This is a genomic window from Aquimarina sp. AD1 (assembly GCF_003443695.1).
GTDB classification, from domain to species: Bacteria; Bacteroidota; Bacteroidia; order Flavobacteriales; family Flavobacteriaceae; genus Aquimarina; species Aquimarina latercula.
In genome coordinates this window covers 2,876,543-2,893,136 of record NZ_CP031966.1, presented here as the reverse complement: position 1 = coordinate 2,893,136, position 16,594 = coordinate 2,876,543, and the positions used below count along the sequence as shown (strand labels likewise).

Sequence of the window (16,594 nt, the reverse complement as noted above, 5' to 3'; positions counted from 1 at the left end):
TAACCATAACAAATATATTATATTCAAAAAAAATTCTAAGATCGACGGTATTCAGGTGTTAAAGAAATCTGTGCAAAAAGGGATTAACGGAGGATTCTATTTTGATGGAGAGTATGGAGAATGTCCGACTCTAAATTCCTTTTTTTGTGGAGTTCCTGATCACATTTGCTGTAACGGTCTATGCGTATTACCAGAGCATCCAGCTTGTGGTCTTTTTTAAAACAATCAAAAAGTAAAGCGAACTTAGTTCGCTTTACTTTTGTCTTAATAGGTACTTTCTTTTTTATAAGAGTGTATTTTACTATAGTGATTTTTTCAACTCTTTGACTTTATCCACAATTCTTTGGTCCTTATTAAAATCTAAAGAACGTTCATAGTTGCGGATCGCATCCGATAGGTTATTGGTAATTGCTAGTTTATTGGCCAGACTTACATATGCATCAGCTTCTTTTGGGAATAACACAGTATTAAATTTTAGTATTTCTATTGCGTCTATTTGTTTGCCGGCAAAAAACAGCACATTAGCGTAGGTGTTTAATTCATACATATTTTCTGTAACATCTCTTAGTTCCTTTACAATACTTTCTGAGTTCTTTGATAAAAAATCAGATCCTTTTGTAGTAATAATAGTATTCATTTTAGTTACGGAGTAGTAGTTAGGAGTATAATTTCCAGAAAGGATATCCCTAACATCTTCCTCAATGGTTGTCTTGGGAGATTCTACGATCCGCTGCATTTCTTTGCCGTCTTTATAAAAAATAAACGTAGGCACTCTATGAATATTTAACCCTTCGTGTTCGCCTCCAGCACTTTGTTTGTAATGTTCGCGATCTGCATCTACCGCGATTGTAGTTAATCTGTTTAGCGGAAAGTTAGCTGCTTGTAGAACTTTATAAAATTTAGGCACTTCTCTCTTACTATCTCCACACCAGGTTCCCATAAATATTTTGATAGTATAGTTCGGTAAGTCTGTTTTTATAGAGTTTATTACTTGTTCATTAGGAGTATAGGACTCATAATTTTTAGAGAACCAAGTGCCATATGGAACTGTGTTTAATTTTTCGAAATTAATTTTCCCCGTGAGATTAGAGGTTCCTTTAGCGTTCGTTATTTCTTGATTAAATGATTGCGAATAGGTATGCGTAGTAATTGATAATAAAATCAATAATTGTATGATTATTTTCATTAGAGTAGGATTATATGGTGTATTCTTTGTGATAATATATGACCAACCCAAGTTTTTGTAGAATTTGATTATTATCTATGATACTTGGGTTGGAGATATAGTATTTTTTATTTGCTTAAAGGGATACCGCTTATAGTATTCTTAATCTTAGGAGTGACCATAGCCTTTATCTTTAGGATTTGTTTTCCTGTAGCAGCATTAGTGGTGATTGTCACTTGCTTATTCTGCAGGTTGGGTTTACCATTGGTATTAAATGTCACAAGCATTTCTTCGGTTGCTCCAGGCGCAATTGGTTCTTTTGGCCAATTAGAAACAGTACAGCCACAACTTCCTTTTGCATTCACAATAACCAAAGGCGCATTACCTGTATTGGTAAATGAAAATGTATGCTCCAGAATATCACCTTCTGCTACAGTACCAAAATCGAATTCGGTTTCTGAGAAGGTCATCACCGCAACAGCAGTATTGCTTTTTTGCTCGTTTGGCTCAGTATGCATAGCAAGTGTTTCTGCTGTATTATCTTGGTTTGAATTACCACAAGATGATAGTGCAAAAGAGAAAATAATGGAGGCTAATACATAAGTAATCTTGGTTTTCATGTCTTTAGAATGTTTTAGTTATTACTATTTTTTTTGAATTTTGATTCTGAACCAAAACTCTAGACATGTGGGCAAAAATCCAATGAAAACAAGGTGGAAATAGGGACTAGACCCCCGATGGAATTTTGAAATCTAAAAAATAAAGAAATGAGAATTACCTGTTCTTATACAGTGTTTTCGCCTCTTCTCGGCTTTCGACCTCTATTTTTTTATAAAGGTTGTTGATATGTGTTTTAATAGTGCTTACGCTTAAAAATAGTAAAGAAGCGATCTCTTTATTCGTTTTATCTTGTAGAATTAGATCTAAAATCTTTTTTTCTTGTTGTGTAAGTTTACTTTCTGTTAGCTTATTAGCGTTCTTGTTTTTTTTCAATCTCTGAAATAGATAAAGGTTTAATGCTATGGATCCTATTAATAACGATATGATGATCCAGACCCAATACTGTGTTGTTTTTTCTGGAGTGATCTCTACCGAAAATTTATCGGCAGCTAACTCTGTTTTATATTGTTTTACATAAGGACTATCAGGATACTTTTTTTCTAATCGTTCTAATAGTTGATCATAATAAGTATTCTGCTTTAGATCCTGCAGATAATAGGTATATAAATTATTAGATTTATCGGATAAGAATGAATAGATGTATAATTCTGTCAATGGTTCTTGCTGGCTTTTTCCGAATTCCTGTAAGGTATTAAACCATTTTCTAGAATTTACTTTTCTATTAGCTTCACTTCGGTATGAGCTAAAGGCATACCGCATATCTTCTATAATAGAATCTACTTTAAGAAATGTATTACTCCGTTCATTAGTAGAAACAACTTCACAAAATACTTCTTCTTCTATAGTAAATGGGAGTGAGATCGTATCTTCATTTTTAGCAATAAAAAGAATTTCTTTACTGTTTAGACAAATCCCATTAAAATGAATGGACTCTTTGTCTTCTTCAGAGCAATTTTCCGTATGGATTCGATATATCCTGTTTTGAGTAGGAAGATTATTTTCTGTAAACACAAAGTAACCTGTAGAATCGGGAGCTACTTTTTGGATGATTTGTTCTGGATAGATACCAGACATTTTTCTGTAATCTTCTATAAGAGATAAAAAGACATTACTGTCTTTATTACTGTTGTCAACATAACCAGAAAATTGATATTGACTCCATATTGCAGGAGAGAAGATTAAAAAGGAGATCCAAAGAATAATTTTGATCCATTTCATAGAATAATGTCAAGCTTTTTAGAAATGAACCCAATATAAAAATAATTTTAAGATAGAGGTGTAACATAATGGGATATAAGACTACCTATAATTATATTATTTAATCTATTTTTGTTTATGAGTATTTGGAGAGTTTTATTATCGATTTTTTTTCCACCTTTAGCTGTTTTAGATAAAGGATGCGGATCAATTATAATCGTACTTTTGTTAACTTTATGTGGATGGGTTCCTGGTGTGATAGCAGCATTGGTAATTATAAATAATCCAAATAAATAATTTTTAATTAATTTCTCGAAATTGAAAAACTAAACATATGAAAAAAGTTTCCCTGTTAATACAGGCATTTTTGGTGGCAATTCTATTGGTGGGATGCCAATTTTCTGAAGATTTACATATTAATGAAGATGGAACAGGAAAGATTTCTTTCAATTTTGACGGTTCCGAAATTATGCAAATGGGAGGTGATAAAATCACTGAAGGAAAAGAAGAGGTCATCGATTCTACTTTAGTTTTTAAAGAATTTTTAGAAGAGAAAAAAGATAGTATTTCTAAGTTGCCTAAAGAAGAACAGGAAAAGTTAAAGAAACTAGAGAGTTTTAAGATGCATATGCTAATGAATCCACAGTCCAAGGAGATGAAATTCGATTTGTACTCAGAATTTAAAAAAGTAGAAGAGCTTGGAGATGTATTTAATAGTTTTAAAACTGCTTCTACCATAGGTAATCAGAAAAAGACAGGTCCTGCAGGAGATCCGTTGGCAGGTTCTAAAGGAGAAGATCCTACTGAAGTGATTTATTCTTATGGAGAAAATAAGTTTAAAAGGATTACCAAAATCTTAGATAAAGATAAGCTGAAAATGAGTATGGATAGTTTAGAGCAGATGAAAATGTTTTTGGCAAGTTCTAAGTATAAAATTAATTACCATTTTCCGAAAAAAATAAAGAAGATATCATCAGAAAAAGCAATGTTTAGTCAAGACGGTAAAAGTTTTACGCTAGAAGTTGGTTTCTTAGAATACATGGAAGATCCTACCGTATTGGATGTAGAGGTAGAGTTAGAGAAATAATTAGTGTAGAATACTAAAATATAATACAAAAGGTGCTGTTCTCGGAACAGCACCTTTTGTATTCTTAAGATAGGAAACGATTATATTTTTCCTCTTTTTATAAGTTCGCGAACCATTTCTTTTATGGCTTCACTTCTTTTACTTCCCATAGATAGTTTGATATCATGATCCATAATTCCTAATTCTTTTTTGTTTCCATATATCTTAAAAGTCATAGAATGATAAGAGGCCAATGGGAACTTTTTAGTGTTGAAAATAAAAAAGTACTCACCACTTACAGTACCTACCTCGCGAATAGCAGAACCAATTAATGTATGATCGCCTTCTTCTACATGAGGATCACCAATATAAATGTTATACTTTACCTGATCAACCATGCTTTTATTTAGTTGACTAAACGCTTTCTCAGAAGGAAAAGCTATTAAGTGGATATCTAGATCATTAAAATCACGTTCTACTCTATGTCCTTTTCCACTTAGTAGTTTACGTTCTTTGTCTAGTTTTTTTAGTATTCTTTCTGGTCTTTTAGGTGTTTGTTCAACGAGTTCTTCAAACTTTGTTGTCTGAAAACCTTCTGGAGTAAAAATACCCATCTCCATCGCAAGTTTAAAGATTTTCTTCTTAGATAGAAAATAGTGGTGTTTAGAATTTATTAATAGGGTATCCTTCGCTTCATCTCTAAAAAATGCATTATAGGGATATGACTTATCAGAATGAAAAAGTAAAGACGCTACTTTTAAATCTCCGGCTCTAAATATAGGGTTTTTATCCAGGTCACTTATCTGAAAGTGTCTTAGTCCTTTTGCTTTTATTTTTTCAATGTGCGCAACTTTTACTTTGTCAATAAAGACTTCTCCTTTTTTGACTTTTATTTTTTGGCCAAAAGAAAATACGGAAATGAAAAGAAATACTAAAAGTAATGAATGCTTCATATTTTGGGGTTTATATATTAAAAAGGTGGCAAATATAGTTATAAATAAATAGATGGTTTTTAGTGTTTTAGAATGTAGAGAAGAACTTTTTTAATCTCGTATCTTTGCATTGATGAATAAGAAGATAGAACTACAAGAATTAGGGTTAAAAGATTTTAAGGAAACTTGGGAATATCAAGAAATACTTTTTAAAGGAATTCTAGATACAAAAATTAAGAATAGAAGAGAAGATGCTAATTTAGATACCAGTAATTATTTTCTTTTTGTAGAGCATCCACATGTATATACGTTGGGTAAAAGTGGTGATATAAGTAATTTGTTATTAAACGAAGAACAATTACAAGAAAAGGGAGCTACTTTTTATAAGATAAATCGAGGAGGCGATATCACATATCACGGACCTGGGCAGATTGTAGGATACCCTATTCTGGATTTGGATAATTTTTTTACCGATATTCATAAATATTTACGCTTTCTAGAAGAAATGGTTATTCTAACTCTAGCCGAGTATGGAATTACTGGAGTACGAAGTGATGGCGAGACTGGAGTTTGGTTAGATGTGGGTACTCCTTTTGCTCGTAAAATTTGTGCGCTAGGAGTTAGAGCTAGTAGATGGGTTACGATGCACGGTTTTGCATTTAATGTAAATGCAGATCTTGGGTATTTCGATAATATTATTCCTTGTGGGATTAATGACAAAGCAGTTACATCTCTAAATGTAGAATTGGGGGTTGAAAAAGTGAATGTAGAAGAAGTGAAAGAAAAATTATTGAAACATTTTACAAAATTGTTTGAAGCAGAATTTATAAAACAAAAAACCGAAGTATAAAATACCTCGGCTTTCTTTGACTAAAAACTAAACAAATCAAATAGGTTGGGGTTAGTTTATTTTATATCCTTCGAACCAGCTACCGGTTCCGTCAACTCTTACATCTGCACCTCCAAAATTTCTTAAGTTTACAAAAACTTCTTGTCCAACATTTAGGAAGTAAATACCACTTACATCGGTTTTCACGTCATCTCCATCCACAATTTGAGTAAAATCGACACCTGTATCTACATTAAAGCTAATTCTAAAAAAAGAAGTTGTAACAGCATTAGATTGTCTTACCACAGCATGTAGATAATAGTATCCACTTTCTGGAACAACAAATCTTTTAGTAGTTGTATTAAAAGCGTTGCGCGTATCGTAGGTTCTAATATCCCAGATATCTGTTTCTATAGTTGTATTAGCATCTAGATCTTTTACAGCAAAACCATTACCTCTAACTTTAAAAACTACAGGTGTAGTGGTTGCAGTGGCATTATCTACATAGGTTTTTACGGCTCTCTCTGTTGGGATTGCATTATTACTATTACTTCCTAAAGTTGCATCGGTAGAAATTTCATTAACAGAAGTTCCATTTTCTAATTTTAGATCTCCATTGATGTCCAGTTTTGCGGTTGGAGAGCGATCAATACCTACATTACCACTATTTATGTTCTCAATATCATTTCCGTTAGAAATCCATCTAGTGTCACCGGATGTAATAGCGTACGGAACTGCCATTAATTCATTGGTTCCAATTTCTGCTCCATTTAGGGATATGGTTACATAAGATGCAATTCCTCCCCATTGTAATGTATCAAAGTCACCTGTTACTGGCGTTCCGTTACCAATTAATAATGCAAATACACCATTTGTATTCGTAGTAATTGTATGGTTTTCTACATAACTTGCAGCAATATCTGGTGCTCCAAATTTTAGGGCTATTTGTATATTGATTGATTCTTCTGCGAGAATATCACCGCTAGCATTTTTGGCCACTCCTTGGTAGTTGATAAAGTTTTTTTGTACAGATTGGGCAGAGACCAATGCGCAAATTAGTAGAAGGCTAAAAAGGATTACATTATTTATTACTTTTTTCATGATTTTAAAATTTATAAATGAGGTTATTTTTTGATGATTTTAAATATTTTGTTTTCATTGATTTCAGGAATCGAAATTCTTAGTACGTAGGTTCCTTGGGCTAATGAGCTTATGTCGATCTGATGATTTATCATTGACGTATTGATTTCTTGAGTAAGTACTTCTTGACCATTAAGATTGTATATAGAAGCTGTGTAATGATCGATATTCGGAGTCCTAACCGTAAAGAAGTCTGAAACTGGATTCGGAAATATTTTAATAGCTCCGTTTTCTGGTTGGAACTCTTCTGTAGAGAGTTGATTTAAGGAACCAATACCCGACCAAAACCCTTGGTCTATAGACTGTGAATTAGAAATTGTTTCTATAAAGGGTTCCCCAATAGTAAAGTTTAGGGTATAAGATGTATTACTACTTACACCTCCAGAATTAGAAATCACACTCGTGTCAATCGATTGTGCCTGGATGGTCGAGGCAATACATAATAAGGATAAAATTTTTAAAGTTTTCATGACATCTTAATTACGTTGTTTCACATTAGTGAGACGCAGTATTAAAATGTCAACATGAAATCTTTATAAAATTTAAATCGATGTTAGTTTATCTGATAAATGAGAACACTATTTTCTTCTCCCTGAACAGCAAATTCTAGGTTTTTATCCTTATCCATATTACCTAAACTGATTACAGAGTTCCCATAAACTGGGAAATTAGGAAGTAGTTCTGCATTACTGTCATATACATATACTTTCTTGGTTTGTATATCTGTGATAGCTACGTAGATTTTATTATTGATATAAAAAATCTGAGGTTTTGTATACACTCCAAAATCTAACTCTAAGGTTTTCTCTTTGATAGATAATTTGTTTTCAGAAAAAGTAACTAATGTTTTGTTGGTAGAAACCAAGGAACTATTTTGATCTAATTCCTTATCTACCATGGTTACCGAACCATCAGATTGAACTTGTATTAGTTTTCCGTCTTTAGTAGTAGAGGTAAACTTATTTTGATATTGTTGCCATTGATTTTTAGAAAAATCTATATTTTGTTTTACATCTACTCTAGTTCTTCCTAAACGATCTAAAATATTTAATTTTCCATTTTCTTCGGATATAAGAATGTAGTCTTTACTGCCGATTCGAATATGTGTAGGAGGTATCACAAGATTGGTTTCAGTAGCTTTAAATCCAAAACCAGTAACTACTTTTCCTTCCGCATCTAGCATGGTAACTTCATTACCTTGCGTAATAATAATACGATATCGCTTATTTTTATCGTAATCAAATAAGGATAACGGCTGGGTAATAGCTTTTTCGAATTTTTTAGGATACGAAGTAACATCTTTTCCATCCCTATCTACAAGATAAAGTGTGTTTTCGGTGTTAAATAACAATTGATATCTACCATTTTTATAAATATCTATTTGTTGGATATCGCCCATAATGGCTCCATTAATCTGTTTTTTCCAAAAAATAGTTCCTTTATCCGAGATTAGATAGAGATTGTTGTCTACATCTTGTACTGCGATATCCATCCCTTTGGTTCTATGGTTTTGTACCAATATGGGATTATTAAGTATTTTATTTTCTAATGTAGTAGACGCTGTTTGTGTAACCGAAGTCGCAGATCCTTTTGCGATGTTTTTTTGTAAGACTCCATGAATATGAGCAAAGTTATTTTCTTTTATAATCTGAAAAGCACCAATTTGATATCCATTAGTTTTAGCTTCTTTCCAAGGTTTTTGCTCATCTTCTTCTATAGTTTCAGCAATGTACTCTTTGAGATTTTTGACAGTACTAACCATTAAAATTGATGATTCATCAGAAAGCTTTTCTAGCGTATTCGAGTAATAAGTTTGTTCTTGTAATACTGTTTTATTAAGAATGTTTGCTATAATAGTCTGTAAACCATTTTTAGAAGAAGCAAATACAATATGATTTTCGTAATTGAAATAAAATTTAGCTTCAAATTCTGGAATCAATGGCTTTAATAATCCAGAAAATGTTGTGGTTTCATCATAACTAAAAATATCAATGTTTCTATATGCTCCAGATGGAGATCCAGCTAGTTGTTCTAATGTATTTTCTGATGCTAAAGAGGTAAATGTTATAACATTTTCATTTTCTGTAAAAATCATACCGATTTCCGAAACTCCAGAGAATAAGTCATCGAGATCATCTGGGATATTTTCTATCTCTCTATCTTGAGCTAATGCTAAGTTCTTTTTAAGCGCATAAAAATCATCATACGTATATGAAATAAAACCTTTGGCGGTAATCGGAGTAATTTTGGCGATTTGATTCTCTTGAGCGATGGTGTTATCAAAAATTCCAATTGTAGTGGATAATGAATCTTTTTCTATAGCAATTCCATCAAGGTAAATGGCATTTTGCTCCACTTTAGCATCTACAGAAATCCAACCGCTAAAGTTTGATAACTGCGATAAGTCACTATTGGGAAGTAATGCGCTTTGAATTTCTTTTAGTTCTTTTCCATTTGCCAAAACTGCTAATGGATTTTTGGAGTCTGAAACTTCATACGCTTTTATAAGATCTTCTTGTACTGGGATTGTATTTTCTTGTTGACGTATTGCATTTTCAATCAATATCTGAGAAGAGGAAGCAATTAATAAACTGTCTTGTTTGGTAGCATAGAAAGTCTGTTCACCAGAAATGACTTTATGGATCACTTTGTTAGCATAATTTATAGTTTCGATTGTTCTTTTGTTTAAAGAATCTTTACCAATTATAGCAGGATCAAATTTTGAAATATAAGTGTATTCGAAATCATTTTTACCTATTGGAGAAAAACAGAGTAATCCTTTAGATTGTTTTATTTGATCTAAAACTGGAAGATTTTTAAAATAAGTAAACAACGCTACGTCTTTATTTTTCTTTAATAAATCATTATCACGTAGCATGTTTTTTGCCTGTTCTAAATCATTTATTTTTAAGATTACTTGAGCATCTTTTGGTATGTAATCAATAAGAGTGTTCGGTTTTTCGGTAGTCGTGTTACAAGCTAAAACAATTGTGGATAGTAGAATTACAACTATTTTTTTCATGTGTTTGTTTTCCTTTATATTCTTGATTCTATTCAAGTTGTCATTACGATTTAATAACTTTCTTTTTACAATAACTGTTTTCAAAAGCCTATTAGTGGTCAAAGATAATTATTTGAATTCTAGCGCAAGCTGTTCTGGTAATAATCTAAAACTTTTTCTATGATATTTAGTAATTCCATACTTTCGTATTGCCTCTCTATGTTCTGCTGTCGGGTATCCTTTATTTTTTTTCCAATTGTACATTGGGAATTCCTCGTGAATCTTTTCCATATATGCATCACGATATGTTTTTGCTAATACAGATGCCGCAGCAATATTCATATATTTTCCGTCACCCTTAATAACGCAAGTATAGGGTATATTATGATATGGTTTAAACCTATTTCCATCTACAGAAATATGCTCTGGCTGCGGTGTTAATTGTTCGATAGATCTTTGCATGCCTAATATAGAGGCATTTAAAATATTAATTTTATCTATCTCTTCCATATAAATATGTGTCACACCATAGGTAATAGAGCAGTCTTCTAATAGCGGTCGTAGTATTTTGCGTTTAGCTTCGCTAAGTTGTTTGGAGTCGTTTAAGATTTCATTGCTAAAATCATCGGGTAATATAATGGCTGCTGCGGTTACTGGTCCTGCCAGACAACCACGACCAGCCTCATCAGTGCCGCATTCGATGAGATCAGGCTTTAATTTTAATTCGAGCATAATACGAAGATAACGTAAGAACTGAACATCAGAAAACTATTTTTAATAATCGATAAAAAAACTTAGTATTAAAACGGGCAATTCATACCTATTGACTTTCGTTAAAAAAGTATATTTTTGCCATCAGTTTACTATATAGATGAAAAAGAACTTAGTATTTATAATTATACTTTTATTAGGATCCATAACCTTTGCCCAAGAAGGAAATGAAGAGGAGATAGATGGAGGAGGTACGAATATTCAGCAGAAACCGGACTTCGCTAAGAGCAAAAGGCCTTTGATCAAAAAAGGTAAGAGTAAGCCTCCTATTACAGATTATAAAATTATAGATCTAAAAAATGATACGACCTTTGTAGATACGACCTTAACTATACAAAGAGATTATAATTTTAATTACTTACGTAGGGATGATTTTGGTTTACAACCTATTAATAATGTAGGGCAGACATATAATAGCTTGGTTAAGATTGAGGAACAAGATCACGTATTACCACTTTTTGGTGCTAGAGCGAGGCATTTTAATTTTATGGAGGCTGAGGATATTAAGTATTACAATGTTCCTACACCACTAACAGAATTATATTTTAAAACTACTTTTGAACAAGGGCAGCAGTTAGATGCTTTTCTTACGATTAATACTTCTCCTAGATTAAATCTTTCTATTGCGTATAAGGGTAATAGGTCGCTAGGTAAATATCAACACGCATTGACCAGTACTGGTAATTTTAGAGCAACGGCTAATTATAGTACTAAAAATGATAGATATAGAATCAAAACTCATTTTGTATCTCAAGATTTGTTGAATGAGGAAAATGGTGGGTTATCAGAAAATGGACTTAACCAATATCTTTCTAATACGGAAGAATTTCAGGATGCAGATGAATTTTCTGATAGAGCTGCTATAGAAGTTAATTTTGAGAATGCTGAAAGTATTTTGTTAGGCAAAAGATTTTATCTAAATCACAGGTATTCGATCATAAAGAAAACAGATAGCTCTAGTACGGATGTAGCAGTCGGTCACATATTAGATATAACAGATAAGTCTTTTCAGTTTGACCAAGATGCAGCTAGTGATCTTTTTGGAACGTCTTATGAAACTACCGGAGCTCTATCAGATAAAGTAGCGTTAGAAGATTTTACGAATCAGGTATTTTTAAATGTTGATAACGTCTGGCTAGGTAATTTAAGAGTTAATGCCGGATATTCTGATTATAATTATGGTTATAATACGATTGTTACTCTAGAAGGAGGAACTGATATTACAAATAGGATTAAAGGTAATGTACTTACAATAGGTGGTTCTTATCAAAAGAATTACAAAGGATTTGAATTAGCTGCTAACGGAATGTCAATCATCTCAGGAGATTTTGACGGGAATTATCTAAATGCATCTGCAGGATATCAACTACACGATTATGGATTACAATTAGGAATTAGTTCGAATTCCACGGCTCCTAATTATAATTTCTTATTGTATCAAAGTGATTATGTGGGGTATAATTGGCAGAACTTCAACAATGCCAATGAGGATGATAATTTTAAAAATATAGAGACTCAAAAAATTCAGGCGAATATTCAGGTAAAGAAGTTTGCAAATCTTGAAGCAAGCTTCACTACAATTGATAATTATACTTATTTCACCAAAGGAGCCGATTCTTTAACAGTTCCAGAGCAGTATGATGGTAAGGTAGAACTCTTGAAATTGAAGCTTTCTCAAAACCTAAATTTTGGATGGTTGGGGATTGATAATTCCATTCTATATCAAAACGTTTCAGGAGGAGAAGTTTATAGAGTTCCAAATGTAGTGACACGTAATAGTGTTTATTATCAAGATCATTGGTTTAAACGAGCATTATTTTTACAGACTGGAGTTACTTTTAAGTATTATTCAGAATATGATGCAGACGGATATGATCCAGTGTTATCTGAGTTTTATGTGCAAAGTCAGAATGAAATAGATTATTTTGATCAATTTAATAACAGTGATCCTGATAATATTGTAGATACTAGACAAACCTTTGGTGGTTTTCCTCAATTTGATATCTTTTTTAATGCTAAAATTAGACAAACTCGAATCTACTTTAAGGTAGAAAATTTTGGAGAAGCTTTTAGTCAGAATAACGAATTTTCTGCTCCCGGATATGCACCACGTGATGCTGTTATACGCTTTGGGTTGGTTTGGAACTTCTTTTTATAAATATATAACTTCATAGTATAGCTTATTTATTAGTTGGCTGTTTTTTTTGAAATGATTCACAATAGGAGGGGATTATTGTATTCATCAATTATTTTTCTTGGACTCTCTGAAGCTTTTTATTCTTCATATTTTCATTTTATACATACTTTGATATATCTTCTTTTTTGAAGAAGTAAAGTGAATAGTTATAAAATATTTTAAGTGTTTGATAAATGCTCATGAAGTAAGTCAGTATTATAAGGATAATTCATTTTCGGGAATATTCTTCTTTTGCAAAATTATATTTAACGATGATATTTTGTTAAATAACTATTAAGAAAACATTTTTTGATCAGATTATTAAAAAAAAATTAACATTTGAAGGTGTTTGTGTATTGAAAAAATCTATAATACTAACATTATTCGTTTTGATCTTTTTTTAAGGTATTTTAAAACAGTAAAATGTATTTAAATGTTTGTAAATCATTTTTTTATGGTTTTTTTTAATTTTAAAAATTTAAGAACGAAATCTCACTTGTATATACTTTGTTAAGATTGACATATTGCTAAATTTAGGTTAAGTTTATTGTAGCTTTGACAAAATAAATGTGAAAAAACAACTAAATAATTATTTGTCTTTTCAGCTAATATTTTAAGCCTAATGAGGAATATATTATTATATCTATTTGTTATCGCAACTCATTTTTGTGTTGCTCAGGAAAACACAGTGACGGGGAAAACTGTAAATTCAAAAAATGGAGAACCATTACCTTTTGTAAATATTATTAATAAAACTAAAAATACAGGAACTACTTCTGATTTTGATGGGGTATTTTCAATTGTAGTAGAAAATGGAGAAACGTTAGAGTTTAGTTCAGTTGGTTTTAAAACGATAACAATGGTAATTAAAGATACTGCTGTTTTGGATGTTCAAATGGATGAAGATGTTGCAGAATTAGAATCAGTAGTTGTAATTGGTTATGGTACTCAACGTAAAAAGGAGATTACCGGATCGGTAAGTATCGTAGGAGATGATGTGGTTAGTGAATTACAACCTCAAATCGCAACAGAGGCGCTTAGAGGAACGGTAGCTGGAGTAGAGGTTTCGCAACAAGGAGGAAATCCTGGAGCTGCATTTAATATTAATATTAGAGGGATATCGTCTAATAGCAATAATAGACCAGATATCTATGTTGATGGCGCACTTACAGATTTTAATAATATAAATCCTGATGATATAGAGACATTTACTGTATTAAAGGATGCTCAAGCTGCAATATATGGTAGTACAGCTGCTAATGGTGTTATTTTAATTACGACCAAAGCGGGAAGAAGAGGTCAAAAGCCAAAATTATCCTATAGTAATTACTATGGTTTTCAGCAAGTAACGAAGAAGATTAATGTGCTAAATGCAACAGAATACGCTTTAGTGCAAAATGAAAAATTTGTTAATGGAGGTGATCCTATACGTTTCACTAATATAGCTTCTTTAGGAAGGGGAACAGATTGGCAGGAAGAAATTTTTAATACTGCGGCTGTTTTTAATCATGCACTTAGTGTGAGAGGAGGAGGAGAAAAATATACTTACTTATTAAGTGGAGCTCATTTAGAACAAGAAGGAGCAATAGGTGGGAGTAAAGCCAGGTATCAAAGGGATAATGTGCGTTTAAAATCGGATATATTTTTATCAGAGACTTTTAAGGTACGTACGGATATTAATTATTTATATACAGAAAATGGAGGAATCTTTGCGAATGGTTTAGGTTCAGTAACCTTTAATGCATTGAATTCTGAACCAACAATTCCACTAAGAGATGATAATGGAGTACTTAGTTTAGGATCTGCAGAGAGTTCTAATGAAGTATTTAACCCAGTAACTCAAATTGAGAATACTTTTAATGAATTTAGCCAAAATCGATTTTCTGGGTTTCTTAATTTAGAATATGATATTGTTCAAAATTTAGAGCTTAATGGAAGACTTAATATCACTCATCAATCTGGAAAACAACGGTCATTTACTCCTTCATTTGTGTATGGGCCGGGTAAAACAGCCAATGTAGATCCAGGAGAAAATACAGTCTTTGAACAAATAGATAATAACAACAATTATGTGTTTGATTATTTTGCTACATACAGTAATACATTTGCAGAAAATCATGATGTTACGTTAACGGCGGGAGGAAGTGCTCAGCGTTTTTGGGGATTTGGTTTCAATGGAGTAGCGTTTGATATTCCATTTAATTCATTTGATTTTGCAATATTAAGTAATGGTCGTCCATTTTCTCCATCTATAGATGATGATGAAAGACCTAATCCTGATAACTTATTTGGGAGGTTCGAATATACAAATACACGTTCTTCTTTATTCGGTAGATTTCAATATGGTTTTAAAGGGAAATACCTTTTGTCAGCAGTTTTTAGAAATGATAGATCATCTTTGTTTGCTCCAGGTTTTGAGTCAGCAGACTTTTTTGGTATAACCGCTGGTTGGGTAGTTTCTGATGAGTCATTTATGGAAAATACAGGTATTACTTTATTAAAAATTAGAGGAAGTTACGGAGAACTAGGAAATGATAAAGCGTTAGAAACAAGACAAGGCGTATTTAATTTTGATCTACAAGGAGAAGGAGAGTTTCCAATCAATGGAGGTAATACCATTATTAGAGGAGCCGCGCCAGGATCTTTAGGAAATCCTTTCCTAAAATGGGAGGTAGCCAAACAACTTGATGTTGGTTTTGATCTACAACTTTTGGATGGGAGGTTTAATTTTGTCTTTGATTACTTTATAAAAGATACAGAAAATCAAATAGTAGATGTCGACGTTTCGGGGATATTAGGAGGAGGTACTGCTGGAGCAGTTGTAGCTCCACAAAATGTTGGAGATATCCGTAATAAAGGTATGGAGTTTTCTGCGGATTATTCTTTTAATATTGGAAAGTTAGAAATTGGGTTAGGTGCAAATCTTACCGTTATAGATAATGAAGTAACCAAGGTTATTGGAGGAGAGTTTATAGAACAAAGTGGTTTTAGGTTAGGGCAAGCCGCTGCAAGATTTCAAGAAGGTTTACCAGTAGGTTCTTTTTATGGATTGCAGACTGCAGGAATATTTCAAACGCAAGAAGAAATAGACAACCACGCTACTTATAATTTAGGTGCAACTCCTGCTCCTGGTGATTTAATATTTGTGGATACTAACAATGATGGAGTTGTAGATAATGATGATAGAACCTATTTAGGTGATCCTCTGGGGGATTTTACTTATGGAATTAACCTGTCATTACAATATAAGGGTATTGATTTCTCAATAAGAGGATTTGGATCCCAAGGAAATGAATTACTTCGTTCATATGAAAGGGACAACCCTTTTGTAAACCAATTGGATTATGTGCTAGGTAGATGGACGGGTCCAGGGACGAGTAATGAAATACCAAGGTTAACTACAGAAACTACAAATAATGGATTGTTATCTACCTTCTTCGTAGAAGATGCATCTTATTTTAGAATAAATAATATCCAGTTAGGGTATAGTATTCCTGTAGATCCTTTCAAATCAATTGGTTTAGAGAAGCTTAGAATATATATGTTAGCTACTAACCCGTTTACTTTTACCGAATATCGAGGGTATGATCCAGCAGCACAAACGGGTAATATTATAACAAGAGGGATAGATAATGGTTTTTATCCAGCTGTTAGTACTTACTCGATGGGTGTGAATGTTAATTTTTAAAAAGAAAG

14 protein-coding genes are annotated in these 16,594 nt (G+C 32.3%); 6 read left to right on the top strand and 8 right to left on the bottom strand.

What is annotated here, in order from left to right; all coding sequences use genetic code 11:
* Positions 1–55: 55 nt before the first annotated feature.
* Complete coding sequence (locus D1815_RS23650; RefSeq protein ID WP_158594496.1) at positions 56–220, top strand: hypothetical protein; 165 nt, start codon at positions 56–58, stop codon at positions 218–220.
* A gap of 81 nt (positions 221–301) precedes the next feature.
* Here D1815_RS23650 and D1815_RS12665 read toward each other — a convergent pair whose 3' ends face one another.
* The 3 genes from D1815_RS12665 to D1815_RS12655 form a co-directional block, all read right to left on the bottom strand.
* The gene (locus tag D1815_RS12665) at positions 302–1,186 is read right to left on the bottom strand and encodes a thioredoxin family protein (RefSeq protein WP_118389967.1); all 885 of its coding nucleotides are present in this window, start codon (positions 1,184–1,186) and stop codon (positions 302–304) included.
* 107 nt (positions 1,187–1,293) lie between these two features.
* Positions 1,294–1,785 carry a DUF1573 domain-containing protein gene (locus D1815_RS12660; protein WP_118387362.1) on the bottom strand — a complete coding sequence of 164 codons (492 nt, stop codon included), beginning with the start codon at positions 1,783–1,785 and terminating at the stop codon, positions 1,294–1,296.
* A 154-nt stretch (positions 1,786–1,939) separates the two neighbouring features.
* The gene (locus D1815_RS12655) at positions 1,940–3,004 is read right to left on the bottom strand and encodes a response regulator transcription factor (RefSeq protein ID WP_118387361.1); all 1,065 of its coding nucleotides are present in this window, start codon (positions 3,002–3,004) and stop codon (positions 1,940–1,942) included.
* Between the two features lie 117 nt (positions 3,005–3,121).
* On the opposite strand from D1815_RS12655, the gene D1815_RS12650 reads away from it, so the two are divergent.
* Both D1815_RS12650 and D1815_RS12645 read left to right on the top strand, forming a co-directional pair.
* Positions 3,122–3,280: a YqaE/Pmp3 family membrane protein gene (locus tag D1815_RS12650; RefSeq protein ID WP_081415682.1), complete on the top strand. Its 159-nt coding sequence runs from the start codon at positions 3,122–3,124 to the stop codon at positions 3,278–3,280.
* Between the two features lie 37 nt (positions 3,281–3,317).
* Positions 3,318–4,070, top strand: coding sequence for a hypothetical protein (locus D1815_RS12645; RefSeq protein ID WP_027395373.1), 753 nt, complete (start codon positions 3,318–3,320; stop codon positions 4,068–4,070).
* An 80-nt stretch (positions 4,071–4,150) separates the two neighbouring features.
* Here the strand turns inward: D1815_RS12645 and D1815_RS12640 are convergent, their stop codons facing one another.
* Positions 4,151–5,002, bottom strand: a complete 852-nt coding sequence (locus tag D1815_RS12640; protein ID WP_118387359.1) for a hypothetical protein — start codon at positions 5,000–5,002, stop codon at positions 4,151–4,153.
* A 112-nt stretch (positions 5,003–5,114) separates the two neighbouring features.
* Here D1815_RS12640 and lipB point away from each other — a divergent pair, with 112 nt between their 5' ends.
* Positions 5,115–5,831 (top strand): lipoyl(octanoyl) transferase LipB, encoded by a 717-nt coding sequence (gene lipB, locus D1815_RS12635; protein WP_118387357.1) that lies wholly within the window; start codon positions 5,115–5,117, stop codon positions 5,829–5,831.
* A 51-nt stretch (positions 5,832–5,882) separates the two neighbouring features.
* Here lipB and D1815_RS12630 read toward each other — a convergent pair whose 3' ends face one another.
* The 4 genes from D1815_RS12630 to D1815_RS12615 form a co-directional block, all read right to left on the bottom strand.
* Entirely contained in the window at positions 5,883–6,911 is a 1,029-nt protein-coding gene (locus D1815_RS12630; protein ID WP_027395376.1) for a hypothetical protein, read from the bottom strand.
* Between the two features lie 23 nt (positions 6,912–6,934).
* Entirely contained in the window at positions 6,935–7,420 is a 486-nt protein-coding gene (locus tag D1815_RS12625) for a T9SS type A sorting domain-containing protein (RefSeq protein ID WP_118387355.1), read from the bottom strand.
* An 83-nt stretch (positions 7,421–7,503) separates the two neighbouring features.
* A complete protein-coding gene (locus D1815_RS12620) occupies positions 7,504–9,972 on the bottom strand; it encodes a ribonuclease HII (protein WP_118387353.1) in 2,469 nt (822 codons plus the stop codon).
* A 108-nt stretch (positions 9,973–10,080) separates the two neighbouring features.
* A complete protein-coding gene (locus D1815_RS12615) occupies positions 10,081–10,683 on the bottom strand; it encodes a ribonuclease HII (RefSeq protein WP_118387351.1) in 603 nt (200 codons plus the stop codon).
* Between the two features lie 139 nt (positions 10,684–10,822).
* Here D1815_RS12615 and D1815_RS12610 point away from each other — a divergent pair, with 139 nt between their 5' ends.
* Entirely contained in the window at positions 10,823–12,880 is a 2,058-nt protein-coding gene (locus D1815_RS12610) for a putative porin (RefSeq protein ID WP_118387349.1), read from the top strand.
* Between the two features lie 640 nt (positions 12,881–13,520).
* Positions 13,521–16,586 carry a TonB-dependent receptor gene (locus tag D1815_RS12605; protein ID WP_118387347.1) on the top strand — a complete coding sequence of 1,022 codons (3,066 nt, stop codon included), beginning with the start codon at positions 13,521–13,523 and terminating at the stop codon, positions 16,584–16,586.
* Positions 16,587–16,594: the final 8 nt, after the last annotated feature.